Raw genomic sequence first — 16,346 nt, 5'->3', positions numbered from 1 at the left:
AGAACACAATATGGAAATCAGCTATCACGGACATTCGGTAGTTAAAATTATGACCGATACACACACAATCTTAATAGATCCTTTTATCACCGGAAATGGACAAACTGATTTAGATGCGGCCAAAGAGAAAGTAGATGTAATTTTAGTGACGCATGGTCACAATGATCATTTAGGAGATACAGTAGACCTGGCAAAAAGAAATAATGCCACGGTAATCGCAACATTTGAACTTGCCAATTATGTAGAATCATTCGGCATTAATGTGCATGCCATGGGAATAGGTGGATCTTATGATTTTGAATTTGGAACAGTAAAATTCACGCAAGCATTTCATAGTAGCTCGTTTACAACAGAAGATGGAGAAATTATTTATGGCGGAATGCCTGCTGGAGTACTTTTCACATCGGAGGGCAAAACTATCTATCACGCAGGCGATACGGCTTTGTTTGGAGATATGAAACTAATCGGTGAACGCAATAATATAGATGTTGCATTCCTTCCAATTGGAGATAATTTTACAATGGGTCCAGAGGATGCAGCATACGCGGTACAGCTACTAAAACCTCAAATTGTTGTACCGGTACATTATAATACGTTTCCACCTATAAAACAGGATCCTCAAATATTTAAGAACCTTGTAGAAACTGCAGAAGTACAAGTGTTGAGTACTGGTGATTACATTCAATGGATTCGTGACTAGAAAATAAGGCTTATGTGGTACAATAAACGTATAATAATCGTTTGGATGTGACTACATGACAACAAAACATGAACAGATACTAGCATATATAGAAAAACTTCCAGTGGGCGATAAAATATCTGTTAGACAAATTGCAAAGGATTTAACTGTCAGTGAAGGGACAGCCTATCGTGCGATTAAAGAGGCAGAAACGAGAAGAATAGTCAGCACTATTGAACGAGTAGGGACAATTCGCATCGAGCTAAAGAAAAAAGAAAATTTCGAGCGTTTAACCTATGCAGAAGTAGTAAATATTGTGGATGGTCAAGTATTGGGTGGAAAAACCGGATTGCACAAAACGTTAAACAAGTTTGTGATTGGGGCAATGCAACTAGAAGACATGATGCGGTATGTAGAGCCGAGCAATCTGTTAATAGCAGGGAATCGATTAAAGGTTCATGAGACTGCGTTACAAGCTGGTGCTGCAGTTCTTGTTACAGGTGGATTTGATGTAACTGAGAACACCAAAAGATTAGCGGACGAACTAGAGCTTCCCGTCATTTCTACCAGTTATGATACATTCACTGTGGCGACAATGATCAATCGTGCAATTGATGATCAACTCATAAAAAAAGATGTGTTATTAATCGAAGATATATATGTTCCGCTACAAGAAACGTCGTATTTATACGCTACTGATCAAGTGAAACAATACCGAGTACTAAATAATAGTACAACGCACGGTGTTTTCCCGGTAGTGGATGCGTCGAAGAAATTAGTAGGAATAATAACAGCTAGAGATGTCATTGGTAAATCTAACAATGAACCGATTGAAAAAGTTATGACGAAAAATCCTATTTCCGTCACGATGAAAACAAGTGTATCGTCAGCAAGTCATCGAATGATTTGGGAAGGTGTAGACCTTTTACCTGTTGTGCGAGATACCAATTATTTGGAGGGTGTCATCAGTAGACAAGATGTCTTAAAAGCATTACAGGCTGCAGCTCGTCAACCACAAAATGGCGAAACGATAGATGATATTGTTAAACAGCAAATAAAAATTATTTCTACAGAGGATTTTATATTTGAATTTGTCGTTACACCTCAAATGACGGATCATTACGGTGCTATGTCCAATGGAGCTTTTACGATATTAGTAACGGAAACAGGGGCACAAACATTGAAAATTCGTAAACGTGGGGAAAGTGTCGTTGAGAATATGACCATCTTCTATACGAAACCAATTCAGCTTGAAAGTATTCTACGCATTCAAGCGAAAGTATTAGAACTGAGCAGAAAAGTTGCGAAGATGGATATCGAAATCTTCAATGATAAATTACTAGTAGGAAAAGCTATGGTCACTTATCAGTTATTAGAAAGATAAGCATTTCAAGCTTTTTTTGTAATTGGTTCTAGTCATAGGACAAAAAAATGATGCAGCTAATTTAGCTGCATCATTGATTTATAGATAATTCTTCTTTTACAAATTGCCCGTAGTGTTTGGCTACTTTTACATTGTGATATGTGAAATAAGCTCCAAGTAAAATAAACAGACCGGCAACGACATATGTTATAGAAGATTGATAAACGATTAGAAAGTTAATACCAAAAAACAATAAAAATGCACCTAGACATACGGAAGCTTTTGCGCCAAGCCATTTTTTGCGTATTGGCAGTGGTGTACGGAATTGCTTCGTTTTAAAATAAAAATACCAAACAAATGTAACTACTATAACTGCTACTAATAGTATATTAAGCATAATGACCCTCCATCTATAAGTTAAGCTGTTATCTATTGTAAAGGTAAAAATGGAAAAATGCGAATAGAAAAAACAGGCAAGCGAGGTTATATGGGATGAAAAGACAAATCATAGACACAATCGAGAAGTACGAAAAAATTATATTGCATCGGCATGTTAGGCCCGATCCAGATGCCTATGGTTCCCAAATAGGATTAAAAGAACTCATTCAGCTAAATTATCCATCGAAAAAAGTCTTTGCCACTGGAACCCATGATGAAACGCTAAATTTCCTAGCTCACCCTGACGAGGTTTCTGATGAGGACTTTCAGGATGCTTTAATCATTGTCACAGATACAGCAAATACCGAAAGAATTGATGATGACCGATATAAATTAGGAAGTTATATTGTGAAGATAGATCATCATCCTAATGATGATGCTTATGGCGATTTACTATGGGTAAATACAGAGGCAAGTTCGGTAAGTGAAATGATCTGTGAACTATTCGAAGAAGCAAAAAACTATAAACAGTGGAAAATGGATGCGTCCATTGCACGATTATTATTTGCAGGAATAGTAGGAGACACAGGTAGATTCATGTTCCAAAGTACAACTAAACAGACAATGGATTTTGCAGGAGAATTACTTACATATGGTTTTGATAGTACGAATTTATTTAATGGCATGTATGAAGTCGAACGGAATCTTCTTCAGCTAAAAGGCTATGTATATGCTAATTTTGAAATGGATGAAACTGGTGTAGGTCATATTAAACTTACGAAAGAAATTCTACAAAAGTATCAAGTCGACCAATCAGAAGCATCCTTACTGGTTAGTGCATTAGCTGATGTAAAGGGCATGAAATGCTGGGTTTTCTTTATAGAAGATTCTTCAGAAATTCGAGTTCGACTTCGTTCAAAAGGTCCGGTTATTAATGGAATAGCCAAAAAGTATGGTGGCGGAGGACATCCACTTGCCTCGGGAGCTGCTGTAAAGACATGGGAAGAAGCTGCTTTAGTAATAGAAGATTTAAAAAAGCTGTAAATTGAGGTGTTAATATGAAAACAGTATATCCACAAATTGTGACATCGGCGGATATGCTGAAAAGCACAATTCAGTTGGAACAACTTATACAAAAGTTAAAACAAAATAATGCAGGGGCAGCAGCCATTACAAATAGTAGATTGTATGGTTTACTGCCTTTTTGGCATGCATTACATGCACAACAGATTAAAGCCGTACTTGGTCTCACTGTTAATGTACAACTTGAAACTGGTATTGTAAGTTTGGTGCTCTATGCAAAAGATAATAACGGATATGAAAATTTGCTGAAAATATCGAGTAGTATCGAGACAAGAGAAATTACAGTGCTCCCCAAAAGATGGTTAGAAGCATATAAGAATGGATTAATCGCTATCTACAAAGGAGAGTCTACCACAGAGCTTGAGCTGCTTAGCGAATTACAGATGATTTTTGGGAATGGTCAATTTTATCTAGCAATAGAACGCCCAAATGGGGAAAAAATGGAGCATGAAGAAACCATCATCCAGTACAGTGAACAATTAACTATACCTATTACTGCTTTCCATATGAGTCGATACATAGAAAAAGAAGATGCTTTTGCATATGAAGTGTTAAATGCAATGGATCAGTCACTTAAAATGAATGATCACACTCGCTTAAAACCATCTACAGACTCCCTTCACATACTTTCTAGTGAGGAATGGAGTGAATGGTTTTTTGATGCCCCATCATGGATTGAAAACACTGAGAGAATGCTAAATAGTTGTAATGTCTCTATTGAAAAGTCTGCTTCTATTATGCCTAAGTACCCATTACCCGAAACGAAAAATTCTAAGGATTACTTAAGAGAACTTTGTGAAGAGGGATTGAATAAACGGATAAAAGAAATTACGAAGCCATATGTTGAACGTTTAAATTACGAACTGTCCATTATTAACCAAATGCATTATGAGGATTATTTTTTAATCGTTCAGGACTTCATGAAATTTTCAAAACAACAAAATATATTAACTGGACCTGGCCGTGGGTCTTCGGCCAGTTCACTAGTAGCATTTTCTTTGAATATAACAGATATAGATCCCCTGCGATATGGTTTACTATTTGAACGATTCTTAAATCCTGAACGTATCACAATGCCGGATATTGACATCGATTTTGCAGATTCTAGAAGGATGGAAGTTATTCAATATGTCGTAAAGAAATATGGTCAGAACTATGTTTCTCAAATAATTACATTTGGTACATTGTCTGCAAAAGCAGCAGCAAGAGAGGTTGCTAGAGTGTTTGGATTTGAATCTACCACTTTAGAAGCTATTTCTTCTTTCATACCCGCAAAGCCTGGGATCACGTTAAAAGAAGCATTTGATATGTCTGAGAAATTACGTGAATTTATACAAACAGAGGAAATCCGAAAAAAATGGTTTCAGGTGGCACTAGCTTTAGAGGGGTTACCTAGAAATGCCTCCACACACGCAGCAGGTATAGTATTATCACCAGTGTCTCTAGTAGATGTTATCCCTATTCAAAGTGGGCATGAGGATATCTATTTGACCCAATGGCCAATGAAAGAAGTAGAACAAGTGGGCTTACTTAAAATGGATTTTTTAGGGTTGCGAAATTTGACGATTATTGAAAGAATTTTAAAGATCATTAATTATAAACAATCTGACCCATTCAAGTTAGCGGAAATACCGCTCCATGATGAACTGACCTTTCAGTTATTGCAGCAAGGGGATACTACAGGGGTATTTCAATTAGAATCGGCTGGAATGCGTCAAGCCCTTAAACAAATCGATCCAACTAAGTTTGAAGATGTTGTTGCAGTGAATGCACTATTCCGACCAGGGCCAATGGAAAGCATTCCTTTATACGCCAAGCGAAAAGCTGGTCAAGCACCAGTAACGTATGAACATCCCATATTAGAGCCAATCTTAAAAGAAACATATGGCATTATTGTTTATCAGGAGCAAATAATGCAAATTGCTTCCAAAATGGCTGGCTTTACATTCGGGGAAGCTGATTTATTACGCAGAGCTGTGAGCAAAAAAAATCGAGAAGTCTTACAAAGTGAACGTGTACACTTTGTTCAAAAAGCAATTCAAGAAGGGCATTCAGATCATTCTGCGACAGCAGTTTATGATTTAATCGTCCGATTTGCTGACTATGGTTTTCCAAAAAGTCATGCTGTCGCCTATAGTGTAATTTCTTTTCAAATGGCGTATTTAAAAGCCCATTTCCCTGTAGCATTTTATAGTGCACTATTAAGCATTGCTACAGGAAACCAAGTGAAAATTAATGAACTAATGATGGAAATGAGACAAAAAGATATGGTTATTCTCGCTCCATCTATATTTAGTAGTCAACGCTTTTTCACTGTGGAAAGCGGAGGTATTCGTTTCGGTTTACAAGCTATAAAAGGAGTTTCCCATAATTTTATTCAAAAATTATTACAACAACGCAAGGAAAGAGAATCACAGTGGGAAGATATTTTTGAACTTGCCTCCGATTTATCTGCAGTTTATTTCACTAGAAAAAATGTAGAACCATTGATCAAAGCTGGGGCTTTAGATGAATTTGGTTACGATAGAGCCACTCTATTATCGACTTTAGATGCGGCTGTTAAATATGCTGAATTGATAAGTCCTACAGAAGAATCTGATTTGTTTGGTGGAGATGCTTCTCATTTTGGAAAGTCTAAACATATTAAATCCGAACCGCTTCCAATAATGGAGAAATTGCAATTTGAGAAAGAAGTTTTGGGTCAATACTTTTCGGAGCATCCTACTGTATCTAAAAAGAAAATGTTAAATAATAAATTCGTTGATATTTGGGATGTTTTGCAGGCAACAAAAGATATCCAAGTGAAAATAGTTGGAATTATTCAAGACATAAAACGTATTCGGACAAAAAAAGGAGAAGCAATGGCTTTTCTAACAGTACAAGATGATACGGGTAGTCTATCGGTAACGTTATTTCCAGAGGAATATGCAAAGTTCAACGCATTATTAAAAGAGCAAGAGATGCTCGTTATTTCAGGGAAGTCAGAACGTAGAAATGGTCGTTCACAAATCATTACTAAATATATAGAGAACTAAGCTGCATAGATTATTATGCAGTTTTTTCTTTACGTTTGAACAAATCTTTTGTATGCTAATAATTATGAGTGGTCTGACCACTTTGTAATTTATGGAAGAGTGAGGCGTAATGGACCAAACGAATAATCCTAAAAAAATGTTTTTAGAAATTGTAAAGCAATTGAGACAGCTCATTGCAGATGAAAATGTTTCCGTTGGTGGTAAATTGCCATCTGAAAGGGAACTAGCTGAGCGACTTCAAGTAGGTAGGTCAACCGTTAGGGAAGCGCTGAGGAGCTTAGAATTACTCGGTTTAATAGAAACACGCCGAGGAGAAGGTACCTTTTTATCGGATTATCGAAAGCATCGGCTAGTCGAGCTGTTATCTACATTTATCCTTCAAGAATCTAAATCGAAGGAAGATGTGCATACAACACGAGAAGCATTAGAGAAGGATGCAATTCAAACAATTTGTATGTCCAAGAGGCTTTATGCGCTACATATATGGGATGCCTTTAAAGAAAAACTAATAGAAGAAGACGTAGTTCGTGAAGATATTATTCGAGAGATTATTATCATTTCCGATAATCGATTAGGTTTAAAAATATGGTTTTTATTAAAACAGTTTGCAGGAGAGCCTTACCAAGAAAATATGAGTTTAGAAGAGAAAACTATTTGGATTCAGCTTTTAATGGCTTTGCAAAATGGAGAACAACAACAAGCGTTATCTCTTTATAATGAATGGCTCTTGTTGCTTAATAGGGGAGATGTATAAATGAGTATTCGAGATATATTTAGAAAAAATCAAAAGAAAAGATATGCAACTATACCAACTGAAAAAGCAAAAAACGATGTACCAGAAGGCATAATGATGAAATGCCCTGAGTGTAGAAAAAATGTATTTACAAAAGACTTGATGAAGAATTTAAAGGTTTGTCCTACTTGTGACCACCATATGAAAATGACTGCATGGGAGAGAGTAGACATATTTTTAGATGAAGATTCATTTGTATCAATGGATGATCATTTAGAAACAGTTAATCCATTGAATTTCCCAAGTTATACGGAAAAGATAAAAGCAGATGGACAAAAGACGGGATTAAATGAGGCTGTTCTTACTGGAATTGGAAAGTTAGATGGTCAACAGGTCGCCGTAGCAATTATGGATTCACATTTCCGAATGGGATCAATGGGCTCAGTAGTAGGAGAAAAAATTACAAGAGCTGTGGAGAAAGCGACAGAGCTAGGAATTCCTTTTATTATTTACACTGCAAGTGGAGGAGCGAGAATGCAAGAAGGTGTTCTGTCCTTAATGCAAATGGCGAAAACGTCTGTTGCCTTGAGAAGACACAGTGATCATGGACTACTTTATATTTCTATTCTTACCCATCCTACAACGGGTGGAGTTTCTGCGAGCTTTGCTTCGGTAGGTGATATTAATATCGCTGAACCTAAAGCTTTAATCGGGTTTGCTGGTAGACGGGTGATTGAACAAACAGTGCGAGAAAAACTGCCAGAGGATTTTCAAACAGCTGAGTTTTTAATGAATCATGGTCAGCTAGATGCCATTATTCATCGTAAAGAGATGCGAGAAAAAGTAGCTTCCATCGTCCATCTTCATACGATTAAGGAGGTCACAAAATGATAAAAGTACTACCTTTTGAAGAACCAATAGTTCAATTAAAAACAAAAATAGAAGAGTTAAAAGAATATACAGCTAGTGCTGATGTAGATATGTCAGCTGAAATAATCCATCTAGAAGCTAGACTTAAGAAGTTAGAACATGAAATCTATGAAAATATGGAGCCTTGGGACCGTGTTCAGGTCGCTCGTCATCCGAGTCGTCCTACTACAAGAGATTATATTCAATTATTATGTACAGACTTTATGGAACTCCATGGAGATCGACTTTACGGAGACGATGCAGCGATTATTGGGGGAATTGCCTTATTTGAAGGAAGACCAATAACAATTATTGGACATCAAAGAGGGATAGATACAAAAGAGAACATTAAACGTAATTTTGGTATGCCTCATCCAGAGGGGTATCGTAAAGCATTACGATTAATGAAACAAGCAGAAAAGTTTAAGCGCCCCATTATATGTATGATTGATACGAAAGGTGCTTATCCTGGGAAAGCTGCGGAAGAACGTGGACAAAGTGAAGCAATAGCTAGAAACTTAGTAGAGATGGCTGGTTTAAAAGTACCAGTAATAAGTATTGTTATTGGAGAAGGTGGTAGTGGAGGAGCTTTAGCATTAGGTGTGGCTAATCATATTCATATGCTAGAAAACTCTACGTATTCGGTTATTTCTCCTGAAGGAGCAGCATCTATTCTTTGGAAGGATGCATCTTTGGCGAAACAAGCTGCAGAAGCGATGAAAATTACAGCTCCAGACTTAAAGAAGATGGAGATTATTGATACTGTCATCCAAGAAGTCCATGGGGGAGCTCATAAAAATATAGAAGCACAGGCGGAATATATGAAGGAAACCCTTATTAACTCATTGAAAGAATTAGAGAAATTAACTCCCGATGAGCTAATCGAAAATAGATATATTAAGTTCAAAAACATTGGAGAATTTAATGAATAAAATGCGTCAAGAACGACGCATTTTTTTTTAATTCATTTCGTGATAAGCTTATAATATGAAATTCGTTGTTTGGAGGGAAAAAAGATGAAGAGAATTGGTGTGTTAACAAGTGGAGGAGACGCTCCCGGTATGAATGCTGCTGTTCGAGCGGTTGTAAGAAAAGCTATTTATGAAGGGCTTGAAGTAGTCGGTATATTCCATGGTTACCAAGGTCTGATCGATGGTAAGATGGAAGTTTTAGACTTAGGTTCTGTAGGGGATATTATTCAAAGAGGTGGAACAAAACTGTTTTCTGCTAGATGTCCGGAATTCCGTACGGAGGAGGGGCAACAAAAAGCAATAGAGCAGCTAAAGGCACATGGTATTGATGGATTAGTAGTTATCGGCGGGGACGGTTCTTATAGGGGTTCTATGAAGCTTACAGAAAATGGTTTTCCGTGCGTAGGAATTCCTGGAACAATCGATAATGATATTCCAGGTACGGATTATACTTTAGGTTTTGATACAGCTTTAAACACAGTGATTGAGAGTATTGATAAAATTAGAGATACTGCTACATCGCATGAACGAACTTTTATCGTAGAGGTAATGGGAAGAGACGCTGGAGACTTGGCATTATGGGCTGGCCTTGCTGGTGGAGCTGAAACTATTATTATTCCTGAAGTAGAGATAAATATGGATGAGATTGTCGAACGTCTTAAAAGCGGTTCGGAACGTGGGAAAAAGCATAGTATAATTATTGTCGCTGAAGGTGTGATGAGTGGTGCAGAATTTGCTAGTAAGCTTAAAGACCTAGCAGATATTGAAACACGAGTTTCCGTACTTGGACATATCCAACGTGGAGGTTCCCCAACGGGCCGTGATCGTGTATTAGCAAGTTTATTTGGCGCTAAAGCTGTTGAGGTTTTAATAGCAGGAAATGGTGGGCGTGCGATTGGCATCCAGAATCATCAAGTGGTAGACTATGATATGAATGAAGCTTTTGATAATCATGAAGAATTTGATATGTCTATGTATCAATTATCTAAAGAATTATCCATTTAATTAGGAAATATATTGCCCTTAAAGAAAGGAATGTACTATGAGAAAAACTAAAATTGTATGTACAATTGGACCCGCAAGTGAATCAGAAGAAATGTTAGAGAAATTAATAAATGCTGGAATGAACGTTGCCAGATTAAATTTCTCGCATGGTAATCATGAAGAACATGCAGCAAGAATTGAAACGATTCGTAAAGTTTCTAAAAGAATAGGTAAAGTTGTAGGGATATTATTGGATACAAAAGGACCAGAAATCCGTACACATAAAATGGAAAATGGTGCGCTTGAGCTTCAGTCTGGAGAAACCATTGAGATTTCGATGACAGAAGTGTTAGGTACTCTTGAACGTTTCTCTATTTCTTATGATAAATTAATCGAGGATGTTAACGAAGGCTCGGTTATTCTTTTAGATGATGGCCTTATTGAATTAATCGTTCAAAAAATTGATAAAGAGAATGGAATTATCTCCACTTTTATTCAAAATGCAGGAACGTTAAAGAACAATAAAGGTGTAAATGTACCTGGTGTATCCGTACAATTACCTGGCATGACAGAAAAAGATGCGCAGGATATCCTTTTTGGTATTGAGCAGGATGTAGATTTTGTTGCTGCTTCTTTCGTTCGCCGTGCAAAAGATGTGTTAGAAATTCGCAAACTGCTAGAAGAAAATAATGGAGCACATATTCAAATTATTCCGAAGATCGAAAACCAAGAAGGCGTGGATAATATTGATGAAATTATTCAGGTATCTGATGGTTTAATGGTTGCAAGGGGAGATCTAGGAGTAGAAATTCCAGCAGAAGAAGTTCCTTTAGTACAAAAGAAACTAATTGCAAAATGTAATGAGGCTGGAAAACCTGTTATCACAGCTACTCAAATGCTCGATTCTATGCAACGTAATCCGAGACCTACTCGTGCAGAAGCAAGTGACGTCGCAAATGCTATTTTTGATGGAACGGATGCAATTATGCTTTCTGGAGAAACAGCTGCGGGACTTTATCCAGTAGAGTCTGTGCAAACAATGGATAAAATTGCTCGTCGTACTGAAAATGCAGTAGATTATCGTGAAAATGTTACCAAGATTAGTAAAGCACGCGATGTAAACTTAACTGATGCTATTGGTCAAGCGGTTGCGCACACAGCGATTAACTTGAAAGTAAAAGCAGTTATTGCACCAACTGAAAGTGGATATACTGCTAAAATGATTGCTAAATTTAGACCGGGTGTTCCAATAATTGCGGTAACTTCATCAGAAACTCCTTCTAGAAAACTTACATTAGTTTGGGGAGTATATCCGATTGTAGGGAAAAAAGCTCACTCTACAGATGAGGTTTTAGAGGATGCTGTGGAGGAAAGTATTTTACATCAATATGTTACTCATGGTGATCTAGTAGTGATAACTGCCGGAGTACCTGTAGGAGAAGCAGGCACAACTAACTTGATGAAGGTTCATGTTATTGGAGACTTAGTTGCAAGAGGACAAGGTATTGGTAAGAATACTGCATTCGGAAAAGCAATAGTTGTGAATAGTGCAGAAGAATTAGCAGGACAAGATACAACTGATAGCATTATTGTGACATTAGGATCTGATCGTGATATGGTTCCGAGTATCGAAAAGTGCAGAGGTTTAATCACTGAAGAGGGTGGTTTAACTAGCCATGCCGCAGTCGTTGGACTTAGCTTAGGGGTACCAGTAATCGTTGGAGTGAAAGATGCTACGACACTTATTAGAAATGGCCAAGAGTTAACGATAGATGCCGAAAGTGGTTTTATCTATCATGGTCGTGCAAGCATAATTTAAGAAGATGCCTCACCATAAAAGGTGGGGCTTTTATTGAATGAAAAATAGGTTTTATTATATTAGCAATTTATCCAAGAATACTGCTGATTTTCGTTACAGCGCTCTTGCCTGTTTGCCAAAGTTTTTGAATGGTGACGGACAGATAGATGGCATAAGATTACCGAGAAAAGAAAGGCTGGTTGTGACATCAGTCACGATCAGCCTTTCAAAAATTAACCGATAATATTATAGCAACCAATCTGTACAAAGTATGTTGGAAACGCTACAAACAGGTTATGAACATAGAAGATGCCCTGCGCATTTATTAAAGGAAGGTGAAATGATGAAATGGATTATTGGTTTGTTTATCTTAATCCCAGCGATTGAATTGTATCTCCTCATGCTATCAGGGAAAACTATTGGAGCGGGATACACATTTTTATTGATCATTGCAAGTGGTGTAATAGGTGGATATTTTGCAAAAAGACAGGGCCTAAAAGCATTTCGTGAAGTATCGGAAAGCGTTAAAAACTATCAAGCGCCCGGTGAAGCTGCCATAAATGGTATAAGTATATTTATCGGAGCTATTTTAGTTGTACTTCCAGGATTTATATCCGATATTATTGGGTTCATGCTTTTGTTTGCTCCAACCCGTAATTTATTTAAACCGCTTGTTTATAGATGGATCCGCAAGAAGATGAAAAACGGTCAAGTTATTGTGATGAAGTCTTCGTAAAGTTCTCCCATTTGTGGGCGAATAGATAAATAAATGGACTAAACAAAATTCCTATAAAACCAAAGATTAAAATGGCTGCTGCGCTCAAATAAAAGACGTGGACAGCCTTTATTTGTGTGGTGGAGGACCAGAGTACTGATTCGACGATATGTCTGGTTAACTGAACAAAAAGGTATAAAAGCAAGACAATTGTGCCTACCATTGGCATCTCCATTAAAAAGAAGTAAATACTTAACGGAATTAAAATCAAGCCTGTACCTAAAAAAGGGATACTATCGACTAAAGAGATTAGAAAAGCATATTTAATTGGGTTATGCAATCCTAGTACCGAGAATCCAATAGCAATTAAAATAAACGTTAAAACAAATAGTTTAAGCTCCACGTGAATGAACTGATTTACTACAGTGGAAGATTTAAGCAAGGCTCTGTGGCAAAGAGTTCTCATTTTTTTGGGAAAGTAAACTAGAAACCATTCGCGGTCTTTTATAGATTCGAACAAGGAAAAAAACAATCCAATACTAAACAAAAAGATTTCAAAAAAATAAGATGGTAAATGGGTTACGTTTAATAATAAATCATTCAATAGCTTATTTAATATTGTTTGAAATTTACCTTCAAACATCGTAAATACAGGATGACTTTGTAATTCCATCACTGGTAACAAAACAACATGCTCGTGTAAAAAAGGTATTAAATCAATAAATGTCTGAATGAGAAAAAATAATACGACTAAAAAACTACCTAATATTAAAATAACTGTGAGTAAAACACTTAAGAAAACTGGGAGTTTAAATTTTTTATGTAATAAATTAGTTAAGGGAAAAAGAAAATAACCTCCAATAATTGCCAAAGTGAGAGGGTAAGCAACAAATGATATTAGTATAATTATTCCAAATGGTACCCATTGTAATAAGAAATCTTTTTTATTTTCTTGTAGAGTAATCATTTTCATCCAATCTTTTCAATTAATTAGGAGATTTAAAGATAAATTTCAACAAACTTAAGCGTTTTCATTCACAAAAACGCCAAAATTGATTATACTGATTAAGTAAGCAATGCTAGGAACATTAATATATACATATAATTCTTCTGATTTATAAAGATTTGATCAGTAGATTTATGTTGTAAAGGGGAGACTATGATATGACAACAACTAAAGGTTTAGAAGGAATTGTAGCGGCAGAGACGTCAATCAGTTCAATCATCGATGATACACTTACATATGTTGGATACGATATTGATGATTTAGCAAATAATGCGGGCTTTGAAGAGGTAGTTTACTTGCTTTGGCATAAACGTCTTCCAAATGCGACAGAATTAGCTGAATTGAAACAGCAATTAGCTGACAATATGGCTGTACCACAAGAAGTTTTGAATCATTTCAAAACATTCCCTATCAATGACGTACATCCAATGACAGCTCTTAGAACAACAGTTTCTATGCTTGCATTATATGATGATGCAGCAGAAGATATGTCCGACGAAGCAAATTACTTAAAAGCTATTAAATTACAAGCAAAAATGCCGACATTAGTGACAGCTTTCTCACGTGTTCGTCAAGGTTTAGAGCCTGTAGCACCTAAAGCAGATTTGGGATATGCAGCTAACTTCTTATACATGTTACACGGAGAATTACCACAAGATATAGAAGTTGAAGCGTTTGATAAAGCACTTGTTTTACACGCAGATCATGAGTTAAATGCTTCTACATTCACTGCTCGCGTATGTGTAGCTACACTTTCAGATATCTATTCTGGTGTAGTAGCAGCTATTGGAGCTTTAAAAGGACCATTGCATGGTGGAGCAAACGAACAAGTAATGAAAATGTTAACAGAAATTGGTACACTTGATAATGTGGACGCTTATATCAAAGATAAATTAGATAACAAAGTTAAGATTATGGGATTCGGTCACCGTGTATATAGAAAAGGAGACCCACGTGCAAAACATTTACGTGAAATGTCTCAGAAACTAACTACACTAAATGGTGAATCTAAACTTTATGATATGTCTATTCGTATCGAAGAAATAGTTACAGGACAAAAGAATTTACCGCCAAACGTAGATTTCTATTCTGCATCTGTTTATCATTCGTTGAAAATTGATCATGATCTATTTACACCTATTTTTGCAGTATCACGTGTATCTGGTTGGAGTGCCCATATTCTTGAGCAATATGCAAACAATCGTTTAATCCGTCCACGTGCAGAATATGTTGGACCTGGAATGCAAAAGTATATTCCAATTGAAGAAAGATAATAGTAGTATTATCTTAGTAAGATAGGGCTTAAACACTTTTGTGTTTACTGCCCTATGATTATGATGGTAGGAGGAAATAACAAATGACAACAGGTAAAATTACAGTAGAAAACGGTGTACTTAACGTACCAAACACAGCGGTAATTCCTTTTATAGAAGGAGACGGAACGGGTCCAGATATCTGGGCTGCAGCGTCACGTGTATTAGAAGCTTCAGTAGAAAAAGCTTATAATGGCGAAAAGAAAATTGAATGGAAAGAGGTTCTTGCTGGTCAAAAAGCATTCGATAAAACTGGCGAATGGCTTCCTCAAGAAACTTTAGATGTTATTAATGAATATTTAATCGCTATTAAAGGACCTTTAACTACACCAATCGGTGGAGGAATTCGTTCATTAAACGTAGCATTACGTCAAGAACTTGATCTATACACTTGCCTACGTCCAGTTCGTTATTTCACTGGTGTTCCATCTCCGGTTAAACGTCCTGAAGATACTGATATGGTTATTTTCCGTGAAAACACTGAAGATATCTACGCTGGTATTGAGTATGCACAAGGTACAGACGAAGCAAAAAAACTTATCAACTTCTTACAAACTGAGTTTGGAGTTAAAAATATTCGTTTCCCAGAAACTTCAGGTCTTGGTATCAAACCTATTTCTGAAGAGGGTACAAAACGTTTAGTTCGTGCTGCTCTTAACTATATTATTAAAGAAGGTCGTACTTCTTTAACTTTAGTTCATAAAGGGAATATCATGAAGTTCACTGAAGGTGCTTTCAAAACTTGGGGTTACGAAGTAGCAGAACAAGAATTTGGTGATAAAGTATTTACATGGAACCAATACGATCAAATTAAAGAAGAGCAAGGAACTGAAGCTGCTGATAAAGCACAAGCTGATGCAATTGCGTCTGGTAAAATCTTAGTAAAAGATTCTATTGCTGATATCTTCTTACAACAAATTTTAACTCGTCCAAAAGAGTTTGATGTAGTTGCTACAATGAACTTAAATGGAGATTATATTTCTGATGCACTTGCTGCACAAGTTGGTGGTATCGGTATTGCTCCTGGAGCGAACATTAACTATGTAACTGGACATGCTATTTTTGAAGCTACTCATGGTACAGCTCCTAAATATGCTGGTTTAGACAAAGTTAACCCATCTTCTGTTATTCTTTCAGGTGTCTTAATGCTTGAGCATTTAGGATGGAACGAAGCTGCTAAACTTATCATGGATTCAATGGAGAAATCTATTGCTGCTAAAGTGGTAACTTATGATTTTGCTCGTTTAATGGATGGCGCTAAAGAAGTTAAATGTTCTGAGTTCGCTGATGAACTTATTAAAAACATGTAATATCAATTGAATCTTGGTTTAAAGGAAGGGAATATTCCCTTCCTTTTCTTTAATAGACAAGAAATATTT

General features: G+C 36.5%; 14 protein-coding genes. 12 read left to right on the top strand and 2 right to left on the bottom strand.

Annotated features, from left to right (window positions below; translation table 11 throughout):
* Positions 1–10: 10 nt before the first annotated feature.
* Complete coding sequence (locus MKX53_RS11735; RefSeq protein ID WP_340911429.1) at positions 11–700, top strand: metal-dependent hydrolase; 690 nt, start codon at positions 11–13, stop codon at positions 698–700.
* A gap of 55 nt (positions 701–755) precedes the next feature.
* Positions 756–2,063 (top strand): DRTGG domain-containing protein, encoded by a 1,308-nt coding sequence (locus MKX53_RS11730; protein ID WP_093536886.1) that lies wholly within the window; start codon positions 756–758, stop codon positions 2,061–2,063.
* A gap of 70 nt (positions 2,064–2,133) precedes the next feature.
* Here the strand turns inward: MKX53_RS11730 and MKX53_RS11725 are convergent, their stop codons facing one another.
* The gene (locus MKX53_RS11725; RefSeq protein ID WP_093536887.1) at positions 2,134–2,439 is read right to left on the bottom strand and encodes a YtpI family protein; all 306 of its coding nucleotides are present in this window, start codon (positions 2,437–2,439) and stop codon (positions 2,134–2,136) included.
* Between the two features lie 95 nt (positions 2,440–2,534).
* Here MKX53_RS11725 and MKX53_RS11720 point away from each other — a divergent pair, with 95 nt between their 5' ends.
* The 8 genes from MKX53_RS11720 to MKX53_RS11685 all read left to right on the top strand — a co-directional run bounded on the left by MKX53_RS11720 (position 2,535) and on the right by MKX53_RS11685 (position 12,669).
* The gene (locus MKX53_RS11720; protein WP_093536888.1) at positions 2,535–3,464 is read left to right on the top strand and encodes a DHH family phosphoesterase; all 930 of its coding nucleotides are present in this window, start codon (positions 2,535–2,537) and stop codon (positions 3,462–3,464) included.
* Between the two features lie 14 nt (positions 3,465–3,478).
* Positions 3,479–6,538 (top strand): DNA polymerase III subunit alpha, encoded by a 3,060-nt coding sequence (gene dnaE, locus MKX53_RS11715; RefSeq protein WP_340911426.1) that lies wholly within the window; start codon positions 3,479–3,481, stop codon positions 6,536–6,538.
* A 109-nt stretch (positions 6,539–6,647) separates the two neighbouring features.
* Complete coding sequence (locus MKX53_RS11710; protein WP_340911423.1) at positions 6,648–7,292, top strand: FadR/GntR family transcriptional regulator; 645 nt, start codon at positions 6,648–6,650, stop codon at positions 7,290–7,292.
* Positions 7,293–8,162, top strand: a complete 870-nt coding sequence (accD, locus tag MKX53_RS11705; RefSeq protein ID WP_340911422.1) for an acetyl-CoA carboxylase, carboxyltransferase subunit beta — start codon at positions 7,293–7,295, stop codon at positions 8,160–8,162.
* A complete protein-coding gene (accA, locus tag MKX53_RS11700; RefSeq protein WP_340762921.1) occupies positions 8,159–9,112 on the top strand; it encodes an acetyl-CoA carboxylase carboxyl transferase subunit alpha in 954 nt (317 codons plus the stop codon). Before accD ends, accA begins: the two co-directional genes overlap by 4 nt.
* 84 nt (positions 9,113–9,196) lie before the next feature.
* Entirely contained in the window at positions 9,197–10,156 is a 960-nt protein-coding gene (gene pfkA / locus MKX53_RS11695) for a 6-phosphofructokinase (protein WP_340911421.1), read from the top strand.
* A 37-nt stretch (positions 10,157–10,193) separates the two neighbouring features.
* Positions 10,194–11,954, top strand: coding sequence for a pyruvate kinase (gene pyk, locus MKX53_RS11690; protein WP_093536894.1), 1,761 nt, complete (start codon positions 10,194–10,196; stop codon positions 11,952–11,954).
* 319 nt (positions 11,955–12,273) lie between these two features.
* Positions 12,274–12,669, top strand: coding sequence for an FxsA family protein (locus tag MKX53_RS11685; RefSeq protein WP_245762673.1), 396 nt, complete (start codon positions 12,274–12,276; stop codon positions 12,667–12,669).
* Here the strand turns inward: MKX53_RS11685 and MKX53_RS11680 are convergent.
* Positions 12,647–13,615: an AI-2E family transporter gene (locus tag MKX53_RS11680; RefSeq protein WP_340911418.1), complete on the bottom strand. Its 969-nt coding sequence runs from the start codon at positions 13,613–13,615 to the stop codon at positions 12,647–12,649. The two genes, MKX53_RS11685 and MKX53_RS11680, sit on opposite strands and share 23 nt — an antisense overlap.
* A 197-nt stretch (positions 13,616–13,812) precedes the next feature.
* On the opposite strand from MKX53_RS11680, the gene citZ reads away from it, so the two are divergent.
* A complete protein-coding gene (gene citZ / locus MKX53_RS11675) occupies positions 13,813–14,928 on the top strand; it encodes a citrate synthase (protein WP_093536897.1) in 1,116 nt (371 codons plus the stop codon).
* A gap of 83 nt (positions 14,929–15,011) precedes the next feature.
* Positions 15,012–16,277: an NADP-dependent isocitrate dehydrogenase gene (gene icd / locus MKX53_RS11670; RefSeq protein ID WP_340911415.1), complete on the top strand. Its 1,266-nt coding sequence runs from the start codon at positions 15,012–15,014 to the stop codon at positions 16,275–16,277.
* The last annotated feature ends 69 nt before the right edge of the window (positions 16,278–16,346 follow it).

Source organism: Psychrobacillus sp. FSL K6-4615, from assembly GCF_038008225.1.
GTDB classification, from domain to species: Bacteria; Bacillota; Bacilli; order Bacillales_A; family Planococcaceae; genus Psychrobacillus; species Psychrobacillus psychrotolerans.
This window is presented reverse-complemented; position numbering and strand designations above follow the sequence as displayed.

Excerpts from the sequence above, each read along its gene's own strand:
- pyk (WP_093536894.1), top strand. The coding sequence starts at position 10,194 with ATGAGAAAAACTAAAATTGTATGTACAATTGGACCCGCAAGTGAATCA.
- MKX53_RS11720 (WP_093536888.1), top strand. The coding sequence starts at position 2,535 with ATGAAAAGACAAATCATAGACACAATCGAGAAGTACGAAAAAATTATA.
- pfkA (WP_340911421.1), top strand. The coding sequence starts at position 9,197 with ATGAAGAGAATTGGTGTGTTAACAAGTGGAGGAGACGCTCCCGGTATG.
- accA (WP_340762921.1), top strand. The coding sequence starts at position 8,159 with ATGATAAAAGTACTACCTTTTGAAGAACCAATAGTTCAATTAAAAACA.
- MKX53_RS11710 (WP_340911423.1), top strand. The coding sequence starts at position 6,648 with ATGGACCAAACGAATAATCCTAAAAAAATGTTTTTAGAAATTGTAAAG.
- icd (WP_340911415.1), top strand. The coding sequence starts at position 15,012 with ATGACAACAGGTAAAATTACAGTAGAAAACGGTGTACTTAACGTACCA.
- dnaE (WP_340911426.1), top strand. The coding sequence starts at position 3,479 with ATGAAAACAGTATATCCACAAATTGTGACATCGGCGGATATGCTGAAA.
- MKX53_RS11730 (WP_093536886.1), top strand. The coding sequence starts at position 756 with ATGACAACAAAACATGAACAGATACTAGCATATATAGAAAAACTTCCA.
- MKX53_RS11685 (WP_245762673.1), top strand. The coding sequence starts at position 12,274 with ATGATGAAATGGATTATTGGTTTGTTTATCTTAATCCCAGCGATTGAA.
- MKX53_RS11725 (WP_093536887.1), bottom strand. The coding sequence starts at position 2,439 with ATGCTTAATATACTATTAGTAGCAGTTATAGTAGTTACATTTGTTTGG.
- accD (WP_340911422.1), top strand. The coding sequence starts at position 7,293 with ATGAGTATTCGAGATATATTTAGAAAAAATCAAAAGAAAAGATATGCA.
- citZ (WP_093536897.1), top strand. The coding sequence starts at position 13,813 with ATGACAACAACTAAAGGTTTAGAAGGAATTGTAGCGGCAGAGACGTCA.
- MKX53_RS11680 (WP_340911418.1), bottom strand. The coding sequence starts at position 13,615 with ATGATTACTCTACAAGAAAATAAAAAAGATTTCTTATTACAATGGGTA.
- MKX53_RS11735 (WP_340911429.1), top strand. The coding sequence starts at position 11 with ATGGAAATCAGCTATCACGGACATTCGGTAGTTAAAATTATGACCGAT.